General features: G+C 36.1%; 20 protein-coding genes. 7 read left to right on the top strand and 13 right to left on the bottom strand.

Annotation, left to right across the window (positions count from 1 at the left end; all coding sequences use genetic code 11):
• The first annotated feature begins 59 nt into the window (after positions 1-59).
• The 4 genes from AT685_RS07640 to AT685_RS07625 all read left to right on the top strand — a co-directional run bounded on the left by AT685_RS07640 (position 60) and on the right by AT685_RS07625 (position 5,656).
• Positions 60-1,427, top strand: a complete 1,368-nt coding sequence (locus tag AT685_RS07640) for a hypothetical protein (RefSeq protein WP_072152178.1) — start codon at positions 60-62, stop codon at positions 1,425-1,427.
• 129 nt (positions 1,428-1,556) lie between these two features.
• A complete protein-coding gene (gene alaS, locus AT685_RS07635) occupies positions 1,557-4,238 on the top strand; it encodes an alanine--tRNA ligase (protein ID WP_072152177.1) in 2,682 nt (893 codons plus the stop codon).
• A 47-nt stretch (positions 4,239-4,285) separates the two neighbouring features.
• Positions 4,286-5,056 (top strand): phosphoglycerol geranylgeranyltransferase, encoded by a 771-nt coding sequence (locus tag AT685_RS07630; RefSeq protein ID WP_234696269.1) that lies wholly within the window; start codon positions 4,286-4,288, stop codon positions 5,054-5,056.
• A gap of 6 nt (positions 5,057-5,062) precedes the next feature.
• Positions 5,063-5,656 carry a D-sedoheptulose-7-phosphate isomerase gene (locus tag AT685_RS07625; RefSeq protein WP_200741675.1) on the top strand — a complete coding sequence of 198 codons (594 nt, stop codon included), beginning with the start codon at positions 5,063-5,065 and terminating at the stop codon, positions 5,654-5,656.
• Here the strand turns inward: AT685_RS07625 and AT685_RS07620 are convergent.
• The 7 genes from AT685_RS07620 to lysS all read right to left on the bottom strand — a co-directional run bounded on the left by AT685_RS07620 (position 5,653) and on the right by lysS (position 13,642).
• Positions 5,653-7,515 (bottom strand): helix-hairpin-helix domain-containing protein, encoded by a 1,863-nt coding sequence (locus AT685_RS07620; protein WP_143713180.1) that lies wholly within the window; start codon positions 7,513-7,515, stop codon positions 5,653-5,655. The genes AT685_RS07625 and AT685_RS07620 overlap by 4 nt on opposite strands.
• Complete coding sequence (locus AT685_RS07615; protein ID WP_072152175.1) at positions 7,512-8,312, bottom strand: PorV/PorQ family protein; 801 nt, start codon at positions 8,310-8,312, stop codon at positions 7,512-7,514. Before AT685_RS07615 ends, AT685_RS07620 begins: the two co-directional genes overlap by 4 nt.
• Before the next feature lie 32 nt (positions 8,313-8,344).
• Positions 8,345-9,100: a sulfite exporter TauE/SafE family protein gene (locus AT685_RS07610; protein ID WP_072152174.1), complete on the bottom strand. Its 756-nt coding sequence runs from the start codon at positions 9,098-9,100 to the stop codon at positions 8,345-8,347.
• Between the two features lie 3 nt (positions 9,101-9,103).
• A complete protein-coding gene (locus AT685_RS07605) occupies positions 9,104-9,364 on the bottom strand; it encodes a hypothetical protein (RefSeq protein WP_072152173.1) in 261 nt (86 codons plus the stop codon).
• The gene (locus tag AT685_RS07600) at positions 9,357-9,938 is read right to left on the bottom strand and encodes a DUF2279 domain-containing protein (RefSeq protein ID WP_072152172.1); all 582 of its coding nucleotides are present in this window, start codon (positions 9,936-9,938) and stop codon (positions 9,357-9,359) included. The genes AT685_RS07605 and AT685_RS07600 overlap by 8 nt, the downstream gene beginning before the upstream one ends.
• Positions 9,939-10,007: 69 nt before the next feature.
• Positions 10,008-12,143 carry an alpha-amylase/4-alpha-glucanotransferase domain-containing protein gene (locus AT685_RS07595; protein WP_072152171.1) on the bottom strand — a complete coding sequence of 712 codons (2,136 nt, stop codon included), beginning with the start codon at positions 12,141-12,143 and terminating at the stop codon, positions 10,008-10,010.
• A 26-nt stretch (positions 12,144-12,169) separates the two neighbouring features.
• On the bottom strand, positions 12,170-13,642 hold the full coding sequence (gene lysS, locus AT685_RS07590; protein ID WP_072152183.1) for a lysine--tRNA ligase: 1,473 nt from the start codon (positions 13,640-13,642) through the stop codon (positions 12,170-12,172).
• A 104-nt stretch (positions 13,643-13,746) separates the two neighbouring features.
• Between lysS and AT685_RS07585 the strand changes: the two genes are divergently transcribed.
• Genes AT685_RS07585 through AT685_RS07575 form a run of 3 tightly spaced genes read left to right on the top strand, consistent with a single transcriptional unit; the run spans position 13,747 to position 15,693 of the window.
• Complete coding sequence (locus tag AT685_RS07585; protein ID WP_143713178.1) at positions 13,747-13,995, top strand: hypothetical protein; 249 nt, start codon at positions 13,747-13,749, stop codon at positions 13,993-13,995.
• Entirely contained in the window at positions 13,985-14,659 is a 675-nt protein-coding gene (locus AT685_RS07580; RefSeq protein WP_072152169.1) for a class II aldolase/adducin family protein, read from the top strand. The genes AT685_RS07585 and AT685_RS07580 overlap by 11 nt, the downstream gene beginning before the upstream one ends.
• A gap of 5 nt (positions 14,660-14,664) precedes the next feature.
• Complete coding sequence (locus AT685_RS07575; RefSeq protein ID WP_072152168.1) at positions 14,665-15,693, top strand: D-alanine--D-alanine ligase family protein; 1,029 nt, start codon at positions 14,665-14,667, stop codon at positions 15,691-15,693.
• A 1-nt stretch (position 15,694) separates the two neighbouring features.
• Here AT685_RS07575 and AT685_RS07570 read toward each other — a convergent pair whose 3' ends face one another.
• The 6 genes from AT685_RS07570 to AT685_RS07550 form a co-directional block, all read right to left on the bottom strand.
• Positions 15,695-17,551 (bottom strand): TIGR03545 family protein, encoded by a 1,857-nt coding sequence (locus AT685_RS07570; protein WP_072152167.1) that lies wholly within the window; start codon positions 17,549-17,551, stop codon positions 15,695-15,697.
• Positions 17,548-18,078, bottom strand: a complete 531-nt coding sequence (locus tag AT685_RS07565; protein ID WP_081040640.1) for a TIGR03546 family protein — start codon at positions 18,076-18,078, stop codon at positions 17,548-17,550. Before AT685_RS07565 ends, AT685_RS07570 begins: the two co-directional genes overlap by 4 nt.
• A 26-nt stretch (positions 18,079-18,104) precedes the next feature.
• On the bottom strand, positions 18,105-19,199 hold the full coding sequence (gene lpdA / locus AT685_RS07560; RefSeq protein WP_320409083.1) for a dihydrolipoyl dehydrogenase: 1,095 nt from the start codon (positions 19,197-19,199) through the stop codon (positions 18,105-18,107).
• 37 nt (positions 19,200-19,236) lie between these two features.
• Complete coding sequence (locus AT685_RS08720) at positions 19,237-19,533, bottom strand: FAD-dependent oxidoreductase (RefSeq protein ID WP_320409082.1); 297 nt, start codon at positions 19,531-19,533, stop codon at positions 19,237-19,239.
• 130 nt (positions 19,534-19,663) lie between these two features.
• Positions 19,664-20,680, bottom strand: a complete 1,017-nt coding sequence (locus AT685_RS07555; protein WP_072152166.1) for a PorV/PorQ family protein — start codon at positions 20,678-20,680, stop codon at positions 19,664-19,666.
• 63 nt (positions 20,681-20,743) lie between these two features.
• A partial coding sequence (locus AT685_RS07550; RefSeq protein ID WP_143713177.1) for a T9SS type A sorting domain-containing protein occupies positions 20,744-22,168 on the bottom strand: 1,425 nt, incomplete at its 5' end.

Here is a 22,168-nt window from a genome sequence, read left to right as displayed (position 1 = left end):
TGACATTTGTTAAATAATTTATTATAATAAGGTAAGAGAAAACATAGCGGAGGTAAAAAATGCCATTAGAGGAATTACGCCCAACTAACAATTATGTCACTTATGACCAGCTACAGAGGTTTCTTGCTGACCGACTTGAAGCTCTTGAAAGGGAAATTGAAGCTAAACTTCTTCAACTTAAGGAGTCAAAATTTAACTACCTTGAGGAAAAACTCAACTTAAAAACCGAGCTTGAAGCACTTAAAGAACAATTCAGAATTCTAAACTCTGAGTTCATCACGCGAATTACGAATCTTAGCTATAAAGTTCTTGAAATCAACAACTTCTTCACACAAAAACTTGTGGAAATAAATCAACAATTTACTGAGTTAAATACATCGCTGATCTCAGAGTTTGAAAGATATCGCAAAGATTTTTACGAATTTCTATCCAAAAACGATCTTAGAACATTTTTTGAAAATAATGCCGACCTCATCCCATACCTCCTGTCACCAATGATGGGCGAATTAAATGAATTTAAAAATAAACTCTCTGCAATTGAAACAAACCTTCAATTGGTCCAAAACTTCTACACCAACATCAGCAATGAAATTAACAAACAAATATCTGAAATAATCAAATCCACAATTGATAATGTTGATTCAAAAGTTTTGTCCATTGTTGAGTCAATGAAGGAATCATTTTTTGAAAAAATAAATTCGCTTGAGATAAATGGGAATACTGATATCGTCGGATTGACCGAATTCAAAAATGAAATTTCTCAACTTCTACACTCAATAAACCAAGATATAGTTGAGATCAAAAACATCTATCAAAATGTTCAATCAAGCGAACCAGCTCTTCCACAAATTGATTTCTCCCAGATACTTTCCGAGATCAAAAATAAAATAGAGGAACTCAAAACATCACAAGAATTTAGCAGGGAATTTATAGTTCCTGAGATTCCAGATGTTGAGTTTTTGAAAGTTTTTTCGCAAGAAGTTCAAAATAATCTTAACTTATTGAAGAAGATCTCCGAAGACATCGCTATTAACACAAGTTCTCTTACGCTCACCTCGCCTGCAAACTTGGATGAAAATTTGAAATCAATTGATGTTCAACTCAAAGAGATAAAAAATGTTTTTGATGAAGTCGCAACATCCCAGTATGAAGTGCAAAATAACATGGGCAATCTCCTTGAAAAAGTTACCGTTTTAACTGCTGAAATCCTCAACATAAGTAAATCGTTCAAAAAAGACATTACTGAAAATCTTGGCATTTTAAAAGCCGAAATCTCCAAGGAATTGAAAACTCAAAAGCAGGATATCATATCGGCTGTAAATTCAGTAAATGAGTCCATTCAATCACTCAAAGGTTACCCTGCGATAATAATCTTTTGCACATTGCTAATTATAGGGGCGATGATTCTTTTAAAATTTGTTTTCTAAAACCAGAAAAACGCCCTTTTCGCTTAATCATTATTTTTGGTAGAGCCCTAATTTACCCATCCGAATTTGCAAGAAATCCATCCTTTTATTAGATTTTTAAAAAAGAAAACAAATTCTTCACAATAGAACATGAAAGCAAAAGACATAAGAACATTTTTTGTTAAATTCTTTGAGGAAAGAGGACATACATTCGTTCCAAGCTCACCTGTTATACCCTCTGATGATCCAACATTGCTTTTTACAAACGCTGGAATGAACCAGTTTAAAGATATATTTCTCGGAACTGGAACGAGACCATATAAAAGAGCGGTGAACTATCAAAAATGCATTCGTGTCAGCGGAAAACATAACGACCTTGAAGAAGTTGGAAAGGATACATATCACCATACATTTTTTGAAATGCTTGGAAACTGGTCATTTGGAGATTATTATAAAAAAGAGGCGATTGAATGGGCATGGGAACTTTTGACAAAAGAATGGGGAATCCCAAGGAACAGACTATATGCCACAGTCTTCAAAGATGATGATGAAGCAGAGGAAATATGGAAAAAAGTTACAGATATATCACACGATAGGATTCTGAGATTTGATGAAAAATCAAACTTCTGGGAAATGGGAGACACGGGTCCGTGTGGACCTTGTTCTGAAATTCACATTGACCTTGGTGAAGGTGTGTGCGATAAAAATCATAAGTGTGGAGTAAATGTTGACGGTTGCCTTAGGTTTAGAGAATTATGGAACCTTGTTTTCATTCAGTTCAATCGCAACGAAAGAGGCGAACTTGAACTGCTTCCAGCAAAGCATGTTGATACAGGGATGGGACTTGAAAGAATAGTTGCGGTCTTGCAGGGTAAAAATTCAAACTACGACACAGACCTCTTCCAACCATTGATAGAGGAGATCTCAAAACTTTCAGGCAAAGAATACGTTGGTGATAAATATCAAATTGCAATGCGAGTAATCGCAGACCATGTGAGGATGCTTACCTTCGCAATCACAGATGGAGCTGTTCCCTCAAACGAAGGGAGAGGCTATGTCCTTCGCAGAATTTTGAGGCGAGCCTCACGATACGCAAGAAATCTTGATATGCACGAGCCATTTATCTATAAACTTGTTGACAAAGTCGTTGAGATAATGGGTGAGGCATACCCAGAAATTGAACCCAAAAAGGAATATGTAAAGGATGTGATCAAATCCGAAGAAGAGAACTTTAATCAAACACTTGATAGAGGAATTGAGATATTTGAAAATGAAATCTCAAAACTTGAAAAGAAAGGCTTTAAAATTTTACCCGGTGAGGTTGTTTTTAAGCTTTATGATACATATGGTTTCCCTGTTGACCTCACAAACTTGATGGCACAAGAAAGAGGCTTTTCTGTTGACCTTAAGGAATTTGAAAGATTAATGGAAGAGCAAAGAGAAAGATCAAGAGAAGCAACGAAGAAAATTTTCACAGAGGGTAAGGTAAGCATTGCTGAAAAAGTTGAAGCACTGCTCAGAAAAGGCGATGTTATAAAAACAGAGTTCAATCCTGACCTGAAAGAATATGAATTTGAAGTCAATGATGAATCAAATAAAGTTATCCTTCTCTCAAGCGACGATGAGCACATTGACCAGCTGGTATTCTCTAAAAAGACTATATTTTATCCTGAATCTGGAGGTCAAGTGGGAGACACTGGCAAATTGATCTACCCCGGGGGCGAAATTGAAATCATTGATACACAGCGAGTGGATGACCTTATAATTCACTTTATTCCGAAGATCAAAAAAGACAGCAAACTTGCAAGAGAACTTGAATCCTACATCAAAAGTGGTGGCAAATTCATCGCAAAAATTGATGTTGATAGAAGAAAATCTATAATGAAGAATCATTCCGCTACTCATCTTTTACATTCAGCGTTAAGAAAAATCCTCGGCACTCATGTTCAGCAAGCAGGCTCACTTGTTGCTCCAGATAGATTGAGGTTTGACTTCACACATCCCAAAAAACTTGGGAAAGAAGAAATTGAGATCATTGAACACCTTGTAAACGATGTTATATTTGAAGACATTGAACTTATCAAAGAATATAAACCGCTTAAGCAAGCACTTGAAGAAGGAGCCCTTGCTTTCTTCGGTGATAAATATGGAGATATCGTTAGAACTGTAAAAATTGGAGACTTTAGCTATGAGCTCTGTGGCGGAACACACCTTGACAGGACAATTGAAACCGGATATTTCAAAATCATCTATGAAGGTAGCATTGCAAGCGGAGTAAGGAGAATTGAAGCAATCACCGGGAAAGCACTTGAAAAATATCTAAAAGAAAAAGAAGAGGAAATAGAAAGACTTAATGAAAAAATTGAATCAATCGTTGAGGAAAAACAAAATCTTGAGAAAGAACTTTCAAGATTGAAGCTGAAACTTGCAGGCGATGAAATTGAAAAAACTTTAAAATCATCAGATGTGGTAAGAATAAATGGATTTAAAGTTATCGCTATAAATGTTTCAAATTGGGAATTGGCTCCAAAAGATATGGACGAGATGAAACAATATGCAGATATTCTAAGAAGTAAAATTGAAAGTGGAGTTGGTTTACTTGTAAATGTTTTGGAGAATAGGATCAACTTTGTGTGCGTTGTAACCGATGACCTTGTTAAAGAGAAGAAGTTAGATGCTGGAGAGATAGTTCGCAGAGTTGCGAAAATTACAGGTGGTGGAGGCGGTGGAAGACCAAACATCGCAACCGCCGGTGGCAAGGACATTTCAAAACTTGACGAGGCATTGAGAAACTTCGTGAAAATCGTAAAAGAACTAATCTTGACACAATAAATTAGAGGCGAGGTTTGGAAAATAAAAATTTAAATTCTGGGGGAACCTTGCGCGAGCCATTGGGGAAAGTTTATAGTTATATACTTGATGAGCTCAATCGCAAAGGTTCCCTCTATTTTATCTTAATTGACCCCGATAAACAAAACCAAAACCTTTCTAAATTTATTCGCATAGCCACAGATTGCGGAGTTGATGGCTTTTTTGTTGGAAGTAGCTTGCTCCTTTCTGAAAATTTTAATAAATGCGTTAAAATCGTCAAAAAAAATACGAATAAACCAGTTATAATCTTCCCCGGAAGTATTTATCAACTTTCAAAATACGCCGATGCTGTTTTGTTTTTGTCTGTTTTAACAAGCACAAACACTGAATATATAGTTGGACAACAAACATTAGCTTCCCCAATAATTTTCAAATATAAAATTGAAGCAATTTCAACAGCTTATCTTCTGATTGAATCAGGAAAAATGACCTCAGCTATCTTCGTAAGTCAGAGCAAACCTATTCCACGAGATAAGCCTGACATTGCAATCGCTTATTCACTAACTGCGCAATACTTTGGGATGAAACTTATCTACCTTGAAGCCGGAAGCGGTGCGGATAATTCAGTGCCAATTGAGATAATACAAAAAATAAAATCTTTCGTTAAAATTCCTTTAATTGTTGGAGGCGGGATAAGAGATCCAGAAATAGCTTTGGAAAAAGTTAAAGCAGGTGCAGATATCATCGTCACCGGAAATATACTTGAGAACATATCAGGGAAAAATGCAAAAAGTTTAATTTCAGAATTTGTGAACGCAATTCACCAAAACAAAAAGTAAAAGCAAATGGACAAGATAAAATTCATAGAGCAATCACTTCTTGAAAGCGCAGATGTGAAGAAGAAAATTTTTTCACATTGTACAGAACAAATTTTAAAAACAGTTGAAATAATTTCAAATGCATTCCGAAACGGCAAAAAATTACTCCTTTGCGGGAATGGTGGAAGCGCAGCTGATTCACAACATATAGCAACTGAATTCGTCATCAGATTAAATCCGAGAATAAAACGCCCTGGACTTCCAGCAATCGCAATTACAACTGATACTTCAAACCTTACCGCAGGTGGAAACGATATAGGATTTGAAAATACATTTGCCAGGACAGTTGAAGCCCTCGGAAATGAAGGTGATGTTTTGATAGGAATAAGCACAAGTGGAAATTCTGAAAATGTCATCCGTGCTATGAAAACAGCAAAGGAAAAAGGAATGACGGTGATTGGTTTCCTCGGACGTGATGGTGGAAAAATGAAAGACCTCTGCGATATAGCGATAATTGTTCCATCAAACAACACACAAAGAATTCAGGAAGGACATATAACAATTGGACACATAATCAGCGAACTTGTTGAAATTGAGCTTTACGGCGAACCCGAAAACTAAATTTTTAACTCAACCTGAATTCCCAAATTATTTCGCACAACTTCCCTATCTATGAATAAACTTTCACCATATTTTATCTGAAGCGAAAGCAACTTGCCAAATTTATATTTCACAACCAAATACCATCTCAAACCATTGCCATAAAACGGGATCAACGAGACAACCCCATCAATATCATCTTCATAAACGTAAATTCTTGACCAGTATGAATCAGTCCTGAAAAATGCAATACGACCATAAATTTTTAAATTGTTCAAGATCTCACATTTCACCCCCTGATAAATCAATATTCCTTTCTCAACCCCATTCAAATTTCTCCGCACTACCTCAACTCTACTTCTGAAAGAAATTTTTTTAAATTTATTTTCCAACTCAAATCTTATGTTTCTTCTGCTTTCAACTCCTTCACCCCAAAATGTCCTCCCAAACTCATCAATGTTTTTGATACCTTCAACCGTCACCTTTTGGCGAAACATAAATTTAAAATTAACATTTCTTGAAACAGCAAAACTTATTTCAATCCTGCGATCATCCCCATTTTTCACATCGTTCAAATCAAACCTCGGAAATTTAAAAATATCCCAATATCCCGAAAATCTCATTTTCCAAATTTTAAACTTAACGCCAGAATAAAATCCCTCTTCGTTCCACGCCTCCCCATATCTTTCTGAGAAAACATTCCCATTGATTGATATAAAATTTGGGTTTAACTTTCTAAAGTGAAAAACAAAGTTCAAATCGCCAAATCCCATCGTTAAACCAGTAACATAGCTGAAATGTAAAAGTTTCTTTGAGCCAATCTCACCGAATAGATTTAAATTTCTAAAATACAAATCAAATTCAAATCCACTGTAAAAACTTTCCCTTTGAAAAGGTCTTGAAATTGACGGCGAAAAATCACGATTTAACTTTTCATAAAAATTTAAAATCCCGAATGAAAAATTTCTCCATCTAAAACTTACAATTCCACCTATTAAATTTCTTAACAGAGAAACCCTCGCCCCCGTATTTACTCCCGAAAAATCAATATATCTCACCCTATCCAATGAATCAACAGATGATGCTAAATTTGTTTTTGAATAAAACAACACCGATTCAAAATTTTTAAATTTTAAATTCACAACTCCACCAAACATCGGTTTAACTTCATCAGTTGAAATATATCCAGAAGAATAATTTTCAAAACTTCTAACCGCAGGCAAAATTGCGTCAGAACCCTTCCCAAGTGACACAGGTCTCCACATCAAAATTCCCTGCCCAAACTGTAAAATATAATTCCCCACGATAAATTTTCTCAAAATTCCCGAACCTCTATATTCAACGAAAAGGTTTGTCAAATCATTTATCTTCCTTTCACCATAATCTTTTTCAATTATATACCCACCTGAAAAATTTGAAATCGCAAAGCGACCGAGCTGGTATGTTTTGAAATTTTCATCAAAATTTTCCCCGAAGTTTTTGATATTATTTTTATTCAATACCCTTGTGCGAAGTTGAAAACTTAACTTTGGTTTCTGAAGGTATCCATTTCTATAGAGAAATAATTTCACACCTTCATCAACCTCCGGGATATCAAAAACTTGTTCTCTTGCTTTAAATCCCCCGATTTTTTCGCGATACTCAATTATCTTATTTGCAACCTCTCTGCTTATAAATGGAAGTTCAGTGAGATCGTCTATATCTGCTTTGTTAAGTTCTATCCTTATAAACTCAAATTGTTCGGTTATCTCATCAATTTGTGCGTCAACTTCAAGATTCTCAAGTATTTCCTCCTCAAGATTTTTCAGCGTATCAACTTCTACATCCTGCGACTTCGCAAAGGCAACAATAATCAGAAAAATTAACACAAGTTTTTTCATTTTTTCCAACCCAATTTTGCGGTTAATGTTACCTGATGTGTTAAACCGAGCAATTGGTGGTTATTAACCCCGTAATCAAATTGAAATTTTGTAAATTTTATCCCAGCCCCACCAGAATATTGCGTAGGATAATTTGAAAACCCAAATCTTAAAGCGAAAAGATTTGCGAATTCATACTCAACCCCATATTTTAAACTTTCTTTAAAGCCAGTTTCTTTATAAATGCTTGTTGAAACCATTAAATTATCATAAGGCAACAAAGCGACCCCGAGTTCAATCTCCTTTGATAGTTTCTCTTTCGCTCTTCCAATTTTCCCAGCAATTAAATTTTTTAGAACGAAACCAAATTTAAAAAACTTAACAGATTTTGATATGAATCCAAGGTCAGCGCTGAACGCCCCAGCATTTCCATATCCCTTGATTGAGGCAAAATTATAGTTTAAGTTTAACCCAAGATTGAAAAGCTCAAAATCTCGGGCAACCGAAAATTTAACAACACCTTCTTTGTAAAGTTCAAAACCAAAAATTTCAGCTCCAACACCGACCTTAACAGGTAAAGATGTTTCGCAAAATACAAAACCCTTCTTGGAAAGCTCTTTCAATCCAAATTGAGCGGGAATATATGAAAAAGAAATCTCCCTGATCTTCAAATCAGCCAATCCAGCAGGATTATAAAAAATTGCCCACACATCATTTGGGATAACATAACTTTTTAAGGCAAAAGCTCTTGCACCGAGATTTTCTTGTGGAAAAATCTTGGAAATAATCAGACAAAGAAAAATTAAAATTTTTAACATACAGAAACCCAAATTTTTTGCAATTAGTTTTTTTATAATAAACTTTGAAATTCCCTGATGAAGAAATAAATTGCGAAAACAACGAGGAAAACTCCATAAGCGAATTCAAGCCGTTCACTTTTCAATTTTATAGCGATCTTTGCTGAAAGGCTCGCAAACGGAATTGCAGTAAACGCAAGGATTAAAAAAAGTTTCAAATCAATATGCCCGAGCATAAAGTGAGTTACAGCCCCTGGGACAGCGAAAAATGATATCACGAAAAAAGAAGTCCCAAAAGCATTCTTTATGTCCATTTTTAAAATTTTAACATACATCGGAACAAGCATAACTCCCCCACCATTTGCGAGAAATCCGGAAACCAAACCTATCAGAGGGCTTAAGGAAATTAACTTTAACCTCAAATTTTTATCATTCTTTCCACCACTACCAAATAAATTTTTCCTTTTCAAAAAACTTAATCCAACAAATAAAACAAAAACAGCAGTTGCAAGCATGAGAAATTCACCACTGACAAACTTCGTTAAATAAGCCCCGATGATAACAAAAGGCAACCCTGAAAGAATTGTCAACTTTGCAACATCAAAATTTATTAAATTCTTCCTGTAATAAATCACAGATGCTGAAAGCGAAGATGGTATCACGGTCAATAATGGAGTTGCAAGCGCAAAAATTGGGTTGACGCCAGCAAATGATTTCAAAATCGGGGTTGCAACGCTACTGCCACCAAGCCCAAAAAATCCAGATAAAACACCAATTAAGATTCCAGATAAAACTTCCTTTAATAGCATTTTTTAAATCCTCTTTGAGAAGAAAAATCCGAACACAGCAAATTTAGGTGTTAATCTTATGGCAGGTGCAGGGAGATGAATATAATTCAAATTTTTCTTTATCAAATTCCAAAGCCATCCATCCCCTGGCAATTTTTCAAGGTTATAATCAAGGGCTATGTAAAATTCCCTTTTGCCTCCGCCAAGCCCATCAAGTTCCCTTACACCATAACCAACAGCGATGTTAAGAAAATCAGGGTAAACCTTTTCAATTTTTTCAGGCAAAAAAATTATTTACAGATATTGAAAGCCACATAACTTGACCTTCATGGTCATCAATGAAAATTTTCTTTTTGCCAGTTTTAAGTTGCGTTGTTGGAATATAACTCCATTTAAAATTAAAATTCCTCAAAAATGGGACATAATATTGAGCAACTGGATACCATGAACCAAGAATATTTGCACTCGCATCACCTGGGCTAAATCCCCAATCAGTTGCAAAACCATCTTCAAACTCAACATAAAGTCCAAATAAAGAACCAAGTATCCCACCATATATCATCGCTTTCTTTTTATCCACACCAGCCCATTGAAGCGACCTGGAAAACAAACTTGAGATCAATGTTGCGCCGTAGAAATGCCCAATTTTATCAATGTTAAGCGCATAGTCCCAATCATTTACAATATGAAAAGATCTTCTCTGACCGCTCCACCATGCATGCTGTTGATAAACATGGATAACAGCCATTGTTCCTGCTGTTCCAACCCCAACAAACGCAAGCCTTGTATAATTAACTTTCTTCTGGACAACTTGCGAATTTGAATCCAAAACGGCAGAAAAATTTGAAAACGAGAACATAACACCACAAGAAAAAATTATAAGCAGGGAAATTTTAAAAATTTTCCACTGCAAAACTTCACCAGATTTTTACTTTTTTAATAATCTAAAAGATTTATGAATCTGAACATTCCATTCCTTGCTCAACTTGATGTTCCAGTTAAGTAGCATAACAGAACCCTGATAGACTCTCTCAAAACCAGCTTCAGAAAGCGAAATTGATTCAAGCGGAAATCTCCACACATTAGCGAACTTGCTCAGATAAAAATTCATATCAAGCCCAAGCCACTCATCCACTATCCCAAACGAAACAACATCATCAACTATCCCCATGCTCTTTAATCTTTTATCTTCAAGCTCGTATCCAATAAAATAAAAGTATCTATCACTTGAATCTGGCGCAAGAAAATTATACGCAAATTCAACCCCAAACCACAGGTCAAGCATTTCGTCTTCAAGATTTTCAAGTTTATACTCTATAAAAAGGTCACTTGAATTTTTATTGATTGTGATCTTCTTTTCAACCCGAATCTTTTTCCTCTGGTTATCAATCCAAACATTTCCATCCCTTGAGAGTATAACCTCAAGTAAGTTTCTTTTGAAATTAACATTAACCACATAAGGTTGATCAACAAAATCGCCCTGTTCTGGATATTTACACTGGTAAAAATTTTCAAGGGTTGTCCCTTCGCCAAGGAAATGGTCAATCAAGCTACCCCTTTTATACCAATCGTAGTGCAAGAATTTTTCCAACCCTTCTTCTTTTGCAAGTAACATATCATGTATGCTTGCGACGCCTTGATTATTAGGATTATTCTTTTCATTTGCAAGGCGAAGCAATTTTTCATGATAACCCTCTTTTCTTCTCGTCATCACATCAGCTATATTAAATTCAACAGGCTTAAAATCAAACTCAAAAATTTGCCCCCCGTAATTTGGATCTATGTAAATATTGAAATTCGGCGATTCAATTATCAATTCTTCTTTCCCATCTTTATCAAAATCCGTAAGTTCATAGCGAATCAACTTTTTTCCTTCAACTTTGTCAAGTTCATTCTCAGCACTGATCAAATTCCTATACGCAGTTGATCTTAGATTTGTAAGATATAATCCTCCAAAAATTCCATGCCAATATGGGTCATTACATTGGGCAGACCATATTTTATTAAGGGCAATGTTGACATCTTTGCCCTTTGATTGAAGTTTTCTTGCTCTATCGGAAACTCTTAACATTTTTTTATGAAGGTTATTCGCCTCGGGATACTTTACAAGGAAATTTCTCCAGAATCCACCTCTGAAAAATCTTGAATATTGTTCATACATTCCCTCTTCTTTCAAATGCTCTTCAAGTTTCTCATAATCAAGATAAGCATCAGCGGGCAAGGCCCAGTGCATCATTTCAGCATACGAAGCATTCGGCAGATAAATTCTTCCAGTTGGTTTTATCTTCTCAATAACTTCTGAAAAATGAAGTATGTTAATCCAATCGCTATTTTCCTCAAGCGCAGTGAAAAACTCCTCAAGCCATCCATCTTCATAGACATGCTTGTATGTATTTGGCCATACACCAAATTTTTCCCCATCATCAGCGTAAACAACAACTCTATCCCCATTTTCAGTTGCAATTTCCCTTAAGTAATCAATCGTTTTTTCAACAGGTTGAAATGGGATTGTGTATCTCAACATTTTGCTTATGGGAAAGATATTGACGGTGTAGCCTTGTTCTTCCGTAATGTAGTATCCCAGAAGTTGTTCCCCAGTTAAGCCAGCATACCGAAAATGTGTATCATCAATTATAACATATTTAACCCCAGCCATTGCGATGAACTTAACAATATGCTGTTCCCATACCCTTTCAGCAAGCCACATCCCAACAGGTTTTCTTCCGAAATTTTCAACAATAAAATCGCTCAATTTCTTTATCTGATCAAGTTTGTCTTGGTCTGGAATTATGGCAAGGATTGGTTCATAAAATCCACCCGTTATCAGTTCAATTTGTCCATTATCCACGAGAACTTTCAAATCATTTAAAAACTCGGGATGATTTTTCAAAATCCAATCAAACAAAACACCTGTATAATGCTGTGCAAGTTTAATTTTAGGATGCTTTGCAAGGATTTCAATGAACGGCTTATAAGCAACCTTATATGCGTGCTCAAAAACAAAATCAAAATTACCAACAGGTTGGTGATTGTGGATTCCAAGAACAAGATTGATTTTTTTCACTTTAAAATGTTAATCTTTTGTTTTCATTACTTTTCAGGTCTCATGTGCGGGAAAAGGATTACATCACGAATTGTCCTTTGATTTGTTAAAATCATCACAAGTCGGTCAATTCCAATTCCAAGCCCTGCAGTTGGTGGCATACCATATTCAAGCGCTCTGATAAAATCTTCATCTATAGTCATCGCTTCTTCATCACCTTGAGCCCGAAGCCTTGCTTGCTCTTCAAACCTCATTCGCTGATCTATTGGGTCATTCAACTCACTAAAAGCGTTGCACACCTCCATCCCGCAGATTATAACCTCAAACCTTTCAACAAGTCTTGGGTTATTTCTATGCCTCTTGGCAAGCGGGGACATCTCCACGGGATAATCAATTACAAAAGTTGGCTGAATTAAATTTGGCTGAACAAGCTCCGAGAAAATTTCATCAATTATTTTCCCAACCCCGATTTTTGACGAGACATCAACATTAAGCCTCTTAGCAATTACACGAAGTTCCTCTTCAGATTTTCCCTCAAGATTTTCGCCCGTATATTGTTTGAGAAGTTCAAACATCGGAATTCTCTTCCAAGGTGGAGTCAAATCAATTTCATTGTCACCAAACTTTATCTTAGCTGTTCCATTGACACGCAAATTCACATTATAAATTAAATTTTCCGTAAACTCCATCATCCAATTGTAATCTTTATAAGCCACATAAAGTTCAAGCATTGTAAACTCAGGATTATGCATCCTGTCCATCCCCTCATTCCTAAAATCTTTTCCGATCTCATAAACGCCATCAAATCCCCCAACTATCAATCTTTTTAAATAAAGTTCATCCGCAATTCTCAAATAAAGATCCATATCAAGCGCATTATGATGGGTTACAAAAGGTCTTGCGGTTGCACCACCATAAACGGGCTGTAGAATTGGGGTTTCAACTTCAATGAAACCATAAGAATCAAGAATCTCACGAATTGTGCTTATTATCTTTGCTCGCTTTATGAAAACCTGTCTTACATCTGGATTTACTATCAAATCAACATATCTTTGCCTATATCTCATTTCCTTATCTGTAAATGGGTCATAAACAATTCTGTTACCTTGTTCATCAATCTTCTCTTTAACCACGGGCAAAGGTCGTATCGCCTTCGCAAGAATTTGATAATCTTCAACTTTTACAGTTACCTCCCCAGTTCTCGTCCTGAATACCTCACCTCTAACACCAATTATATCACCTATATCAAGCAATTTCAAAATATCGTATTTATCACCGAGGATATCTTTTTTGAAATAAATTTGAATTTTCCCTTTTGAATCCTGAATATGTGAAAATGTAGCTTTCCCCATTCTTCTGATTGACATAATTCTTCCAGCTATGGAAACATTCATCGGTGGGTCTTCATCTCTAAAATTTTTCAAGATTTCCTCAGAGTAAGAATTCACGGGAAATTCATAGGGATATAGGTTAATTCCAAGCTTCTTAAGTTCCTCCATCTCTTCAATGCGCCTTTTCATCAACTGATTAAATTCTTCCCAGTATTGAAGCTTAAGATCGTTCTCCAAGTTTCAATGCTTCTTTGTTTTTTATTGTTTTTAATTTAATTAAATTTGAGAAAAAAATGAAAACGCTTCCATCATTAAAACAAAGTGAGGTAAAAATGAAAATTTCAAGCAAAACTTTCAATTTGATAACCTACATAAGTTTGGCGATTTTAATTTTGCTTCTTATCGGAATGCTGACCAAAACTATTCCACCTGAATATTATATCCATGCTCTTGTAGTTGCATTTGCAATTTTCTTCCTTCGTTTGATCCTTCGCATCTTGATGATTAAACAATCAAAATCAGAAACGCAAGATGAGAGATAAAAAATTTCTCCTTGAAAAGGAAAAATTAATTTCTGAAATTGTAGAAATTGCACATCTAATTTACGAAAAGGGGTTCATCTCAGCGATGGACGGTAATATATCAGCACGACTTGGAAATGGAAATATACTTTGCACTCCAACTGCGGTAAATAAAGGCGATTTGAAAAGATCACAAATAGTAGAAATTGATCCCGATGGAAATTTGACATATGGGATTTACAAGCCATCAACAGAGATAAAGTTGCATCTTTTCATTTACAGTCAAAGAGAAGATATAAATGCGATAGTGCATGCGCATCCACCTTTTGCGACTGCGTTTGCAACTGCTGGGCTTTCTCTTGAGGAATTTGTTCTTCCAGAGGTGATAGTAAATCTTGGCAAAATTCCGCTTGCGAAATATGCAACTCCTTCAACCGATGAAGTTGCTTTGTCAGTTCAACCTTTTGTGAAAAATTGCGATGCTTTTCTTCTTCAAAATCACGGGGCTGTTACACTTGGGAAAAATTTAAAAGATGCTTATTTCAAGATGGAAAAACTTGAGCACTACGCTATGATAGTCTTACTTGCAAAGGTTCTTGGCGGTGAGAAAACTTTAACGCTTGATGATGTAAAGAAATTATCTGAGATAAGTTTGAAAAGTTATGGAAAACAAATCAAAATTTAATCTCTATGGAGAAGATCAAAGTTGCTGTATTGCTCGGTGGCACATCCCCTGAAAGAGATGTTTCAATAGTTTCAGGGAAGTATGTAACTCAGGGATTGAGAGAAGCTGGTTACATCGTTAAACCTATTGACCCAGCTCTCGGAATAAATCAACCAGAAAATGAAGATGAACTTTTTATAAGCGCAATAAGAGAAACCCCACCAACTGAGGAAGAGCTCGCAAGATATTCAAACAAAAATGTAATAGAGTGCATAAATTCACATTTACTTGATGATATTGATGTTGTGTTCATAATTTTGCATGGTAAATGGGGAGAAGACGGAACGGTTCAAGCACTCCTTGAACTTCGTGGGAAAAAATATACTGGCTCGGGTGTTCTCGCAAGCGCAATTGGTATAGACAAAAATATATCAAAAATAGTTTTTAAACATAACGGAGTTCAAACTCCAGACTGGTTTACAATAAAAAAGAACAAAATTGACCTGAACGAAATTCGCAGAAAAATAGAAAAATCATTTTCTTATCCCTGTGTTGTTAAGCCAAACGATCAGGGCTCAACCGTCGGATTAAGCGTTGTCCATTGTCCTGAGGAAATTGAGCCAGCTCTTGAACTTGCTTTTAAGTATTCCGATATAGCTCTCGTTGAGGATTTTATAGAAGGCAAAGAGTTAACAGTTGGAATACTTGGAAATATGGCTTTGCCAGTCATTGAAATAATACCCAAGGGAGGGATCTACGACTATTATCACAAATATACAAAGGGAGCAACCGAATACATTGTTCCAGCAGAAATCCCTGAGGAATGGACAAAAAAACTTCAAGAACAAGCATTAATTGCATTTGAATCAGTTGGTTGCAAAGGATTTGCAAGGGTTGATTTCAGGGTAACCGATAAAGGCGAAACCTTCTGCCTTGAAATCAACACACTCCCGGGGATGACCGGGACAAGTTTAGTTCCAAAAGCAGCGAAAGCCGCTGGTATTGAATTTCCTGAATTAGTTGATAGAATTGTGAAGTTAGCCCTTTTAGAGTGAATTATTTTCTTAGTATGTTCTCAAGAATTTTCGTCCCACGCTTTTTTATTTCTTGATCAAGTTCCTTTAACTTTTGCTCCCTCAGATTTTCAACTAAAGTCACGATATTTTTATATTCATCCGCTTTATTTGTTAACTCCTTTATCTTCTCATCAATTTTCAACTCAAATTCCCTTCTTATCTCCTCAAGTTTAGCTCGTGCCATTGATTCCGCTTCGTTTTTCAATTGCTCAATTTCCTTCCCAACCGCCTCCCTAAAACCACTACTTAACTGTTTGTCCAGACTTGAATTTAAACTCATACTTAATTGACCATTGACAATGCCTAAAGAAACATCCGCATCAAAACTTTTCACAGCACTAAAAGTATTTTTAACTAAACTTGAAAACTTTTGCTCATATATGTTTGCTGGATTAAAAGCTGGAAATACGAAATGTGGATTATAAAGGACAAACTTAAATTCAGAGGCTAATTCCTTGCCCTGTCTTGAAAGTCTTACCACAACATCACCTACAGAGTTTTCAACCTTAACCGGTAGATATTTAACCGAATGCTCAAAATTGAAATCTGCGATCGGTAAATTTACAAGTTCAAAATCCAAAGTTTGCTTTGAAACTTCACCCAAGAAATAAAGTTCAGCTTTAAGCCTCAAACTTGCTTTGTCAGGTCTATCTCCAATAAGCATAACACGAATTGGCTCTCCCACAATTTTAGGTTGATTGCTTACATTGGTGATTTCCCCTTTAATTTTAAAGCCTGCATTTGTCTCGCCAGATAAAACACATTTTTTTAACCAAAACCCAGGCAACGCTCTCTCCTTTACGAAATGAATATCCTGACCTTTCAACCTCGGAGGTCTTTTTTCTTTCTCAGGTTTCAAGGCTTGCATCTTTTCAATATATCCTTCAACAGCATTTGAATACCTTTCATATGTCAAGTAATACGAGAAAAGTTTAGGACCGATGAGGTATTTAACAAAATTAAGATTTTTTATGTCTGGAAGTTTTGCGTAATCTTTTACTTTTTGAATATCACTTTTTATTTGCTCTTGAATTTCAAGTTTGATCGCATTTACCTCATTTGGCAACTGTTTAATCTCATTAACCTTTGCTTCATATTTAGATTTTATTTCATTTATTTGTTTTATGCTTCCATTCACAAGATCATAAGTTGCTTTAAGGTCGCTTACTGTCTTTATAGATGATGGGTTTATACTTCTAAAATTCGCCTCTATCTCCTTGAGTTTATTTATATCAGTTTGTAGATTTTCAAAGTTAGATTTATACTTTTGAATTTTACCTTCAATTAAATTCTTAACCGAATCTATCTTCGCAGGGGTGTTGAATTGAATTTTATCTATTATATCCTTTGGCTTGAGATCTTTGACTTCGGAAACCAATTCAAAAGCGGGGGCTTTTTTTAGCTCATCCAACAGAGCCGTAAATTGTTTTTCAAAAAAACTTGGTTCTTTTTTTGTTACTTTCTTAATTCTATCGGGCAGGCGTCCATCTGTTTTTCTATCGGTGAAAGTTTTGATGTTTAAAATTTGCATATTTTCTATAACTATCTTCCGCTTTAACAAAGCTGGAAGAGAAAGTTTAAATTCAACGGGACCTGTCTCAATCATGTTCTTCATCGTATGCTCGGGATGCGTTATTTGAATTCTTCTCCACTTTATCATTAGATTCAACAAGGAAACATCAAGGTCATCAATTTCAACTTTTGCACCTACAATATTTGAACCTGCTTTTTCAAGTTGACTTTCAAGCCATCTATCTGTAAGTAAGATGTTAAGCAAGACGACAATAATTATAACCACTCCAATAAATATAACCCCAGATTTTCTTATGTATTTCATACTACCTCACTCCAAAATTTAATTTTTTGATAGAGCTGATAGATTTTTGAAGCCTTTATAGCTTTAATCAACCCCAATTTTTGGATATGGGGATCAACTTTTTCACGGTAATTTTTAACTAACCATTTACTTCCAAAATAAACGGGAAAAAATAACAAGAAAGATATAACCGTGCTTCCCATTACAACGGTGTTGTAAAATCTCGTAAAAGGAATCACAGGAGACTGGTAAAGCGATGTCCATAAACTTCGCAATGATTCAACATCTACGAGAATCCAGTAACCGAAAGAATGGAAAAACGGATCAAATATATATGCGACTGCTCCAAAAACAGCTATTCCAAGGAAAACAGCGCCAAAGTTCACATTAACAACTATAACGATTATCCAGATCAAGATGCTATGCAAAGTATTCCATGGTATAAGCCCAAGACACATTCCAAACGCAAAACCAGCAGCAACTTGTCCTGGGGTCCCCTGTGAGCGTAAAATTTTCACAATTTTTGCTATCAACTGTAAAATTGGCATAATTTCACAGCGAATTTAATTTTGTTTTAAATATGTATCGCTTCTTTTAACGAATCAGCCGAAGCTTCCATCAATGTTTCAGATAAAGTTGGGTGTGCATGAATTGTTTTAGCTATTTCAAAAGCCGTGCTTTCAAGAGTTTTAGCAACCCCAAATTCAGCGATTAATTCCGTTGCCTCAGGACCTACGATATGTGCACCAAGCAATTCACCATATTTTGCATCAAAAATGACCTTAACCATCCCTTCCGTCTCACCAAGCGCAAGTGCTTTCCCATTTGCTCTGAAAGGAAAACGCCCAACCTTGATCTCATAACCAAGTTCAATGGCTTTTTCCTCGGTCAATCCAATGCTTGCAACTTGCGGAATACAATATGTGCAGTTTGGAATTCCATAATAATCAATTGGCAAAGTTTCAACCCCAGCTATATTCTCAACACATCTAATTCCCTCAGCGGACGCTACATGTGCAAGCAGTGGTGGTCCAATAACATCACCAATTGCATATATACCATCAACATTTGTCTTGTAAGTTTTTTTATCAACTTTGATAAAAGAATTTTCAACTTCAACGCCGATATTTTCAAGCCCGAGATCATCAGAATTTCCACGAACTCCAATTGCAACAAGAGCAAGATCTGCTTTTAAAGTTTTCTCACCGTTTTCATTTTGAATTTTCACCTGCGCTTGACCATCAACCGCTTTTGCCTCAACAACTTTCGTCCCAGTTAAAATATCAATACCCGACTTTTGAAATGATTTAGCAAGTATATCTGTTATTTCCCTATCTTCATTTGGCAGAATTGAAGACATCATCTCCAACAATGTTATCTTCGTTCCAAAAGAATTGTAGAAATAGGCAAATTCAACGCCAATTGCCCCAGCCCCGATGATTATCATTGATCTTGGTGGTTTCTCAAGAAGCATTGCCTCTTTACTTGTGATGATAACTTTACCATCTATATTAATTCCATGTAATTCTCTTGGCCTTGCACCCGTTGCAATGATTATATTACTTGCTTGAATTTCTATTTCATCTTTTTCATTTTTTACACCTACAAGACCAGGTTTTAAGACAAAACCGTGACCGGAAATTTTCGTTACATTGTTTTTTCTGAGCAAAAATTCAACTCCTTTTGTTAATCAGGTTGCGGAAAGATTAACAAAAGGAGCTGAATTTTTCCGCAACCTGTCTGCTTCTTTGAATTATCTTTTTGAAATCAAAGCCCAAGTTTTCAACTTTTAGCCCAAACTCACTTGCCCTTTTTACAAGATTGAAAAGTTCAGCCGATTTTAGCAAAGCCTTCGTTGGAATACATCCCCAGTTAAGGCAGATCCCCCCAACACGATCTTTTTCAATTAAAGCAGTTTTAAAACCAAGTTGAGATGCTCTTATGGCAGCAACATAACCTCCTGGACCACCACCAATTATTGCTATATCAAATTTTTCAGGCATATTAGAGAAAAATTTGTTTTAAAATTTACAAAAATTTAAAAAATGAGGAATGAGAAATAAAAATCTTGTAGGGGGGATATGGGGAGAGTTAAACGAAAAAGGGCGGGCTAAAACCCGCCCCCTGCATTGTCTAAAATCCAACTTTCAAATTGAATACATGATTTGCACTAAAATATGTCACCGGGACATAAGCATAATCAAACGATACCTTTAATCCAATCAAACTTTCCGTATTAACCCCAGCGCCAAGTGTATAATGATGCCAAATTGAAGTTAATTCACCTGACTTGCTATAATTATAGCCCGCTCTGAGGAAGAAAATATTTTTAAATGAATACTCAAATCCGAACTTATAAGCATCTATAGCGTAAAAGTTATTTGCTTGATATAATCCAGTGAGAGATAAATTGTTAACTTCACCTATCGTATAATTGTATCCAAGTCCAATTTCAAATGAAGTTGGCATTGGGAATGAAGCCGCTTCAACTTTATAAAATGTGACTCCTCTTTCCGAGCCTGGAACCACTGCCCTAACCCACAATCCTGAACCGCCATATTTCATCGTTGGTCCTATATTCTTAACAACAACACCAAGTGAAAGTCCAGAAATATTCAACATATTTCGGTATTGAATTCCAGCATCAAACGCAAAACCAGTTGCGCTAACCCTTCCAAAACTTTCATTTACAAGGTTGAAATTTACACCAACAGAAACACGATCGGATAATCTTTTTGAGTAAGTCAAACTCGCAACAAAAAAGTTCGGGCTTATAACCTCACCTGTTCCGTCAGGTTGAAATTCAGTCGTAATAGGAATATCTCCAAAATCAAATGTTCTTAACGATAGACCAACCGAACCAAACCCAAATTTTCCGACCAAAGCAAGATAATTAATTCCGATATCTGCAATATAACGTCGGTGAGAAAACATCGCCTGACCATTTCCGACGATCCAATCAACCCCACCCGGATTCCAAGTTATTGCTTCAACACCTTCTGCAAGGACTCCAGATGCACCAGCCATAGCTGTATACCTTGCTCCAACTGGAATAGTAAGCTCAGGCGCAGCGGATGTTCCAGCCTTTGATTGCGCAAATAACCACTGCCCCGAAATTAGCAAAACAATTATTAAATAAATTTTTCTCATGGTTCAAACTCCGTTTTTTTATTTTTAAATAACCGCCCCTAACGAAAGGGGCGGTGTTAAATTTTAATAAGTTGGAATTATCTCCTCTTCTTGAACGATCATGAGCTTTAAAATTTTCGTCTTTCCAATATCCGGCATGTCAATATGGACAATGTAAATACCACTTGCAACAGGAAGATTGTGCTCATTTCTTAAATTCCACCTCGCAAATTGCGAATCATCATCTTTATAAATCGTCTTCACAAGAACACCAGCAAGGTTGAATATCCTTATCGTTGCTTTCTTCGGCAAATGGTTGAAAGTTATATACTTTAACAACCTATCGGTTTCCATTAAATTAAATCCATAATATGGGTTCGGAAAAGCGTTAATTTTTTCAACATCTTGACGGGCAAGTTGAACATCACCAACTGTTGGAGCTTGTGTGACAAATACAAATGTATCAGCAGGCGTATTTACACGATTTGGATAAAGTTTTAAAGTTACATCTGCACGGTAAGGCTCTTGAGTTCCCCTTTGATATAACCACAAAGCCCACAAAACTGGATAAGCGCTATGATTAGAACCGTTGGTCATAAATCCTCTTCCTTGTGTTGGATCCCATGCTTTTCCAGTAGGATCATAATCACTATCTAAAATCCATATATATTCATATGGCGTAATTGCATCATTCGCATCTGAGATATCCCATTGTCTATTTGCATTTCTATCACGAACGACGACATTTAACTGCCGAGGTGAGTTCGGATTTTCAATATCAAAAACTTGGAAAGGAACATCAAAGAACCCTTCATATGCACCATTATTCCATGTTTGATACATAAATGCTTTTTGTGATTTTGCTGGATCAACTGTATAAGGTTCTCCAAGGTCATATTTCCCATTATTATTTGCATCTGTATATCCAGTTTTTGCAGAAAATCTAATTTCAACTGATTTAAAATCACCTGGTGCCAAGCTACTTCCAGTGAAGTTTGGACCCAAAAATACAGCACCAAATAACAGCTCACCACCATTTGCTGAATTTCCTGTGAACCATCTATTTGCAGATGGCTCTGCAACCCATTCTTTCCCAGCAAGAGGTGGACCCATTACTTTTACAAAAATACCATCAACTACCGGATAAGCTTCACCCCCAGATTGATTTGTCCCGGTTGCTTTTACCTTATTTTCATTAACATCAACGATATACCAATTCCCTTCATTATCAAATCTTACTTGATAAGTATGTCCTGTTGTGATAGATGGATCAACAAGTATGGCGACCACTTCGCCATCACTTTTACCCTTATGTATAACTTCTAAGGTATCGCCCACCACTCCAAAGTATCTTGACCCAGGCGGTGGAGATTGCGGGGTGGCTTTAAGGACAATCGGGGTGCTTTCAAGGGCTCTAAATGGAGACAATGGATCCGGGTTGTATGCATAGGCAGTCACCGTATAGTAATAAGTTTGACCCTTTACAAGTGGTCGCTGACGGATATAATC

Origin of the sequence: Candidatus Kryptobacter tengchongensis (assembly GCF_001458555.1) — a bacterium.
GTDB classification, from domain to species: Bacteria; Bacteroidota; Ignavibacteria; order Kryptoniales; family Kryptoniaceae; genus Kryptonium; species Kryptonium tengchongense.
This window is presented reverse-complemented; position numbering and strand designations above follow the sequence as displayed.

Bases quoted from the DNA above. Each gene is read 5' to 3' on its own strand.
- AT685_RS07585 (WP_143713178.1), top strand. From the start codon at position 13,747: ATGAAAACGCTTCCATCATTAAAACAAAGTGAGGTAAAAATGAAAATT.
- AT685_RS07570 (WP_072152167.1), bottom strand. From the start codon at position 17,551: ATGAAATACATAAGAAAATCTGGGGTTATATTTATTGGAGTGGTTATA.
- AT685_RS07555 (WP_072152166.1), bottom strand. From the start codon at position 20,680: ATGAGAAAAATTTATTTAATAATTGTTTTGCTAATTTCGGGGCAGTGG.
- AT685_RS07615 (WP_072152175.1), bottom strand. From the start codon at position 8,312: ATGTTAAAAATTTTAATTTTTCTTTGTCTGATTATTTCCAAGATTTTT.
- AT685_RS07575 (WP_072152168.1), top strand. From the start codon at position 14,665: ATGGAGAAGATCAAAGTTGCTGTATTGCTCGGTGGCACATCCCCTGAA.
- alaS (WP_072152177.1), top strand. From the start codon at position 1,557: ATGAAAGCAAAAGACATAAGAACATTTTTTGTTAAATTCTTTGAGGAA.
- AT685_RS08720 (WP_320409082.1), bottom strand. From the start codon at position 19,533: ATGCCTGAAAAATTTGATATAGCAATAATTGGTGGTGGTCCAGGAGGT.
- AT685_RS07620 (WP_143713180.1), bottom strand. From the start codon at position 7,515: ATGAAAAAACTTGTGTTAATTTTTCTGATTATTGTTGCCTTTGCGAAG.
- AT685_RS07600 (WP_072152172.1), bottom strand. From the start codon at position 9,938: ATGTTCTCGTTTTCAAATTTTTCTGCCGTTTTGGATTCAAATTCGCAA.
- AT685_RS07640 (WP_072152178.1), top strand. From the start codon at position 60: ATGCCATTAGAGGAATTACGCCCAACTAACAATTATGTCACTTATGAC.
- AT685_RS07625 (WP_200741675.1), top strand. From the start codon at position 5,063: ATGGACAAGATAAAATTCATAGAGCAATCACTTCTTGAAAGCGCAGAT.
- AT685_RS07580 (WP_072152169.1), top strand. From the start codon at position 13,985: ATGAGAGATAAAAAATTTCTCCTTGAAAAGGAAAAATTAATTTCTGAA.
- lysS (WP_072152183.1), bottom strand. From the start codon at position 13,642: ATGAAAAGGCGCATTGAAGAGATGGAGGAACTTAAGAAGCTTGGAATT.
- AT685_RS07565 (WP_081040640.1), bottom strand. From the start codon at position 18,078: ATGCCAATTTTACAGTTGATAGCAAAAATTGTGAAAATTTTACGCTCA.
- AT685_RS07610 (WP_072152174.1), bottom strand. From the start codon at position 9,100: ATGCTATTAAAGGAAGTTTTATCTGGAATCTTAATTGGTGTTTTATCT.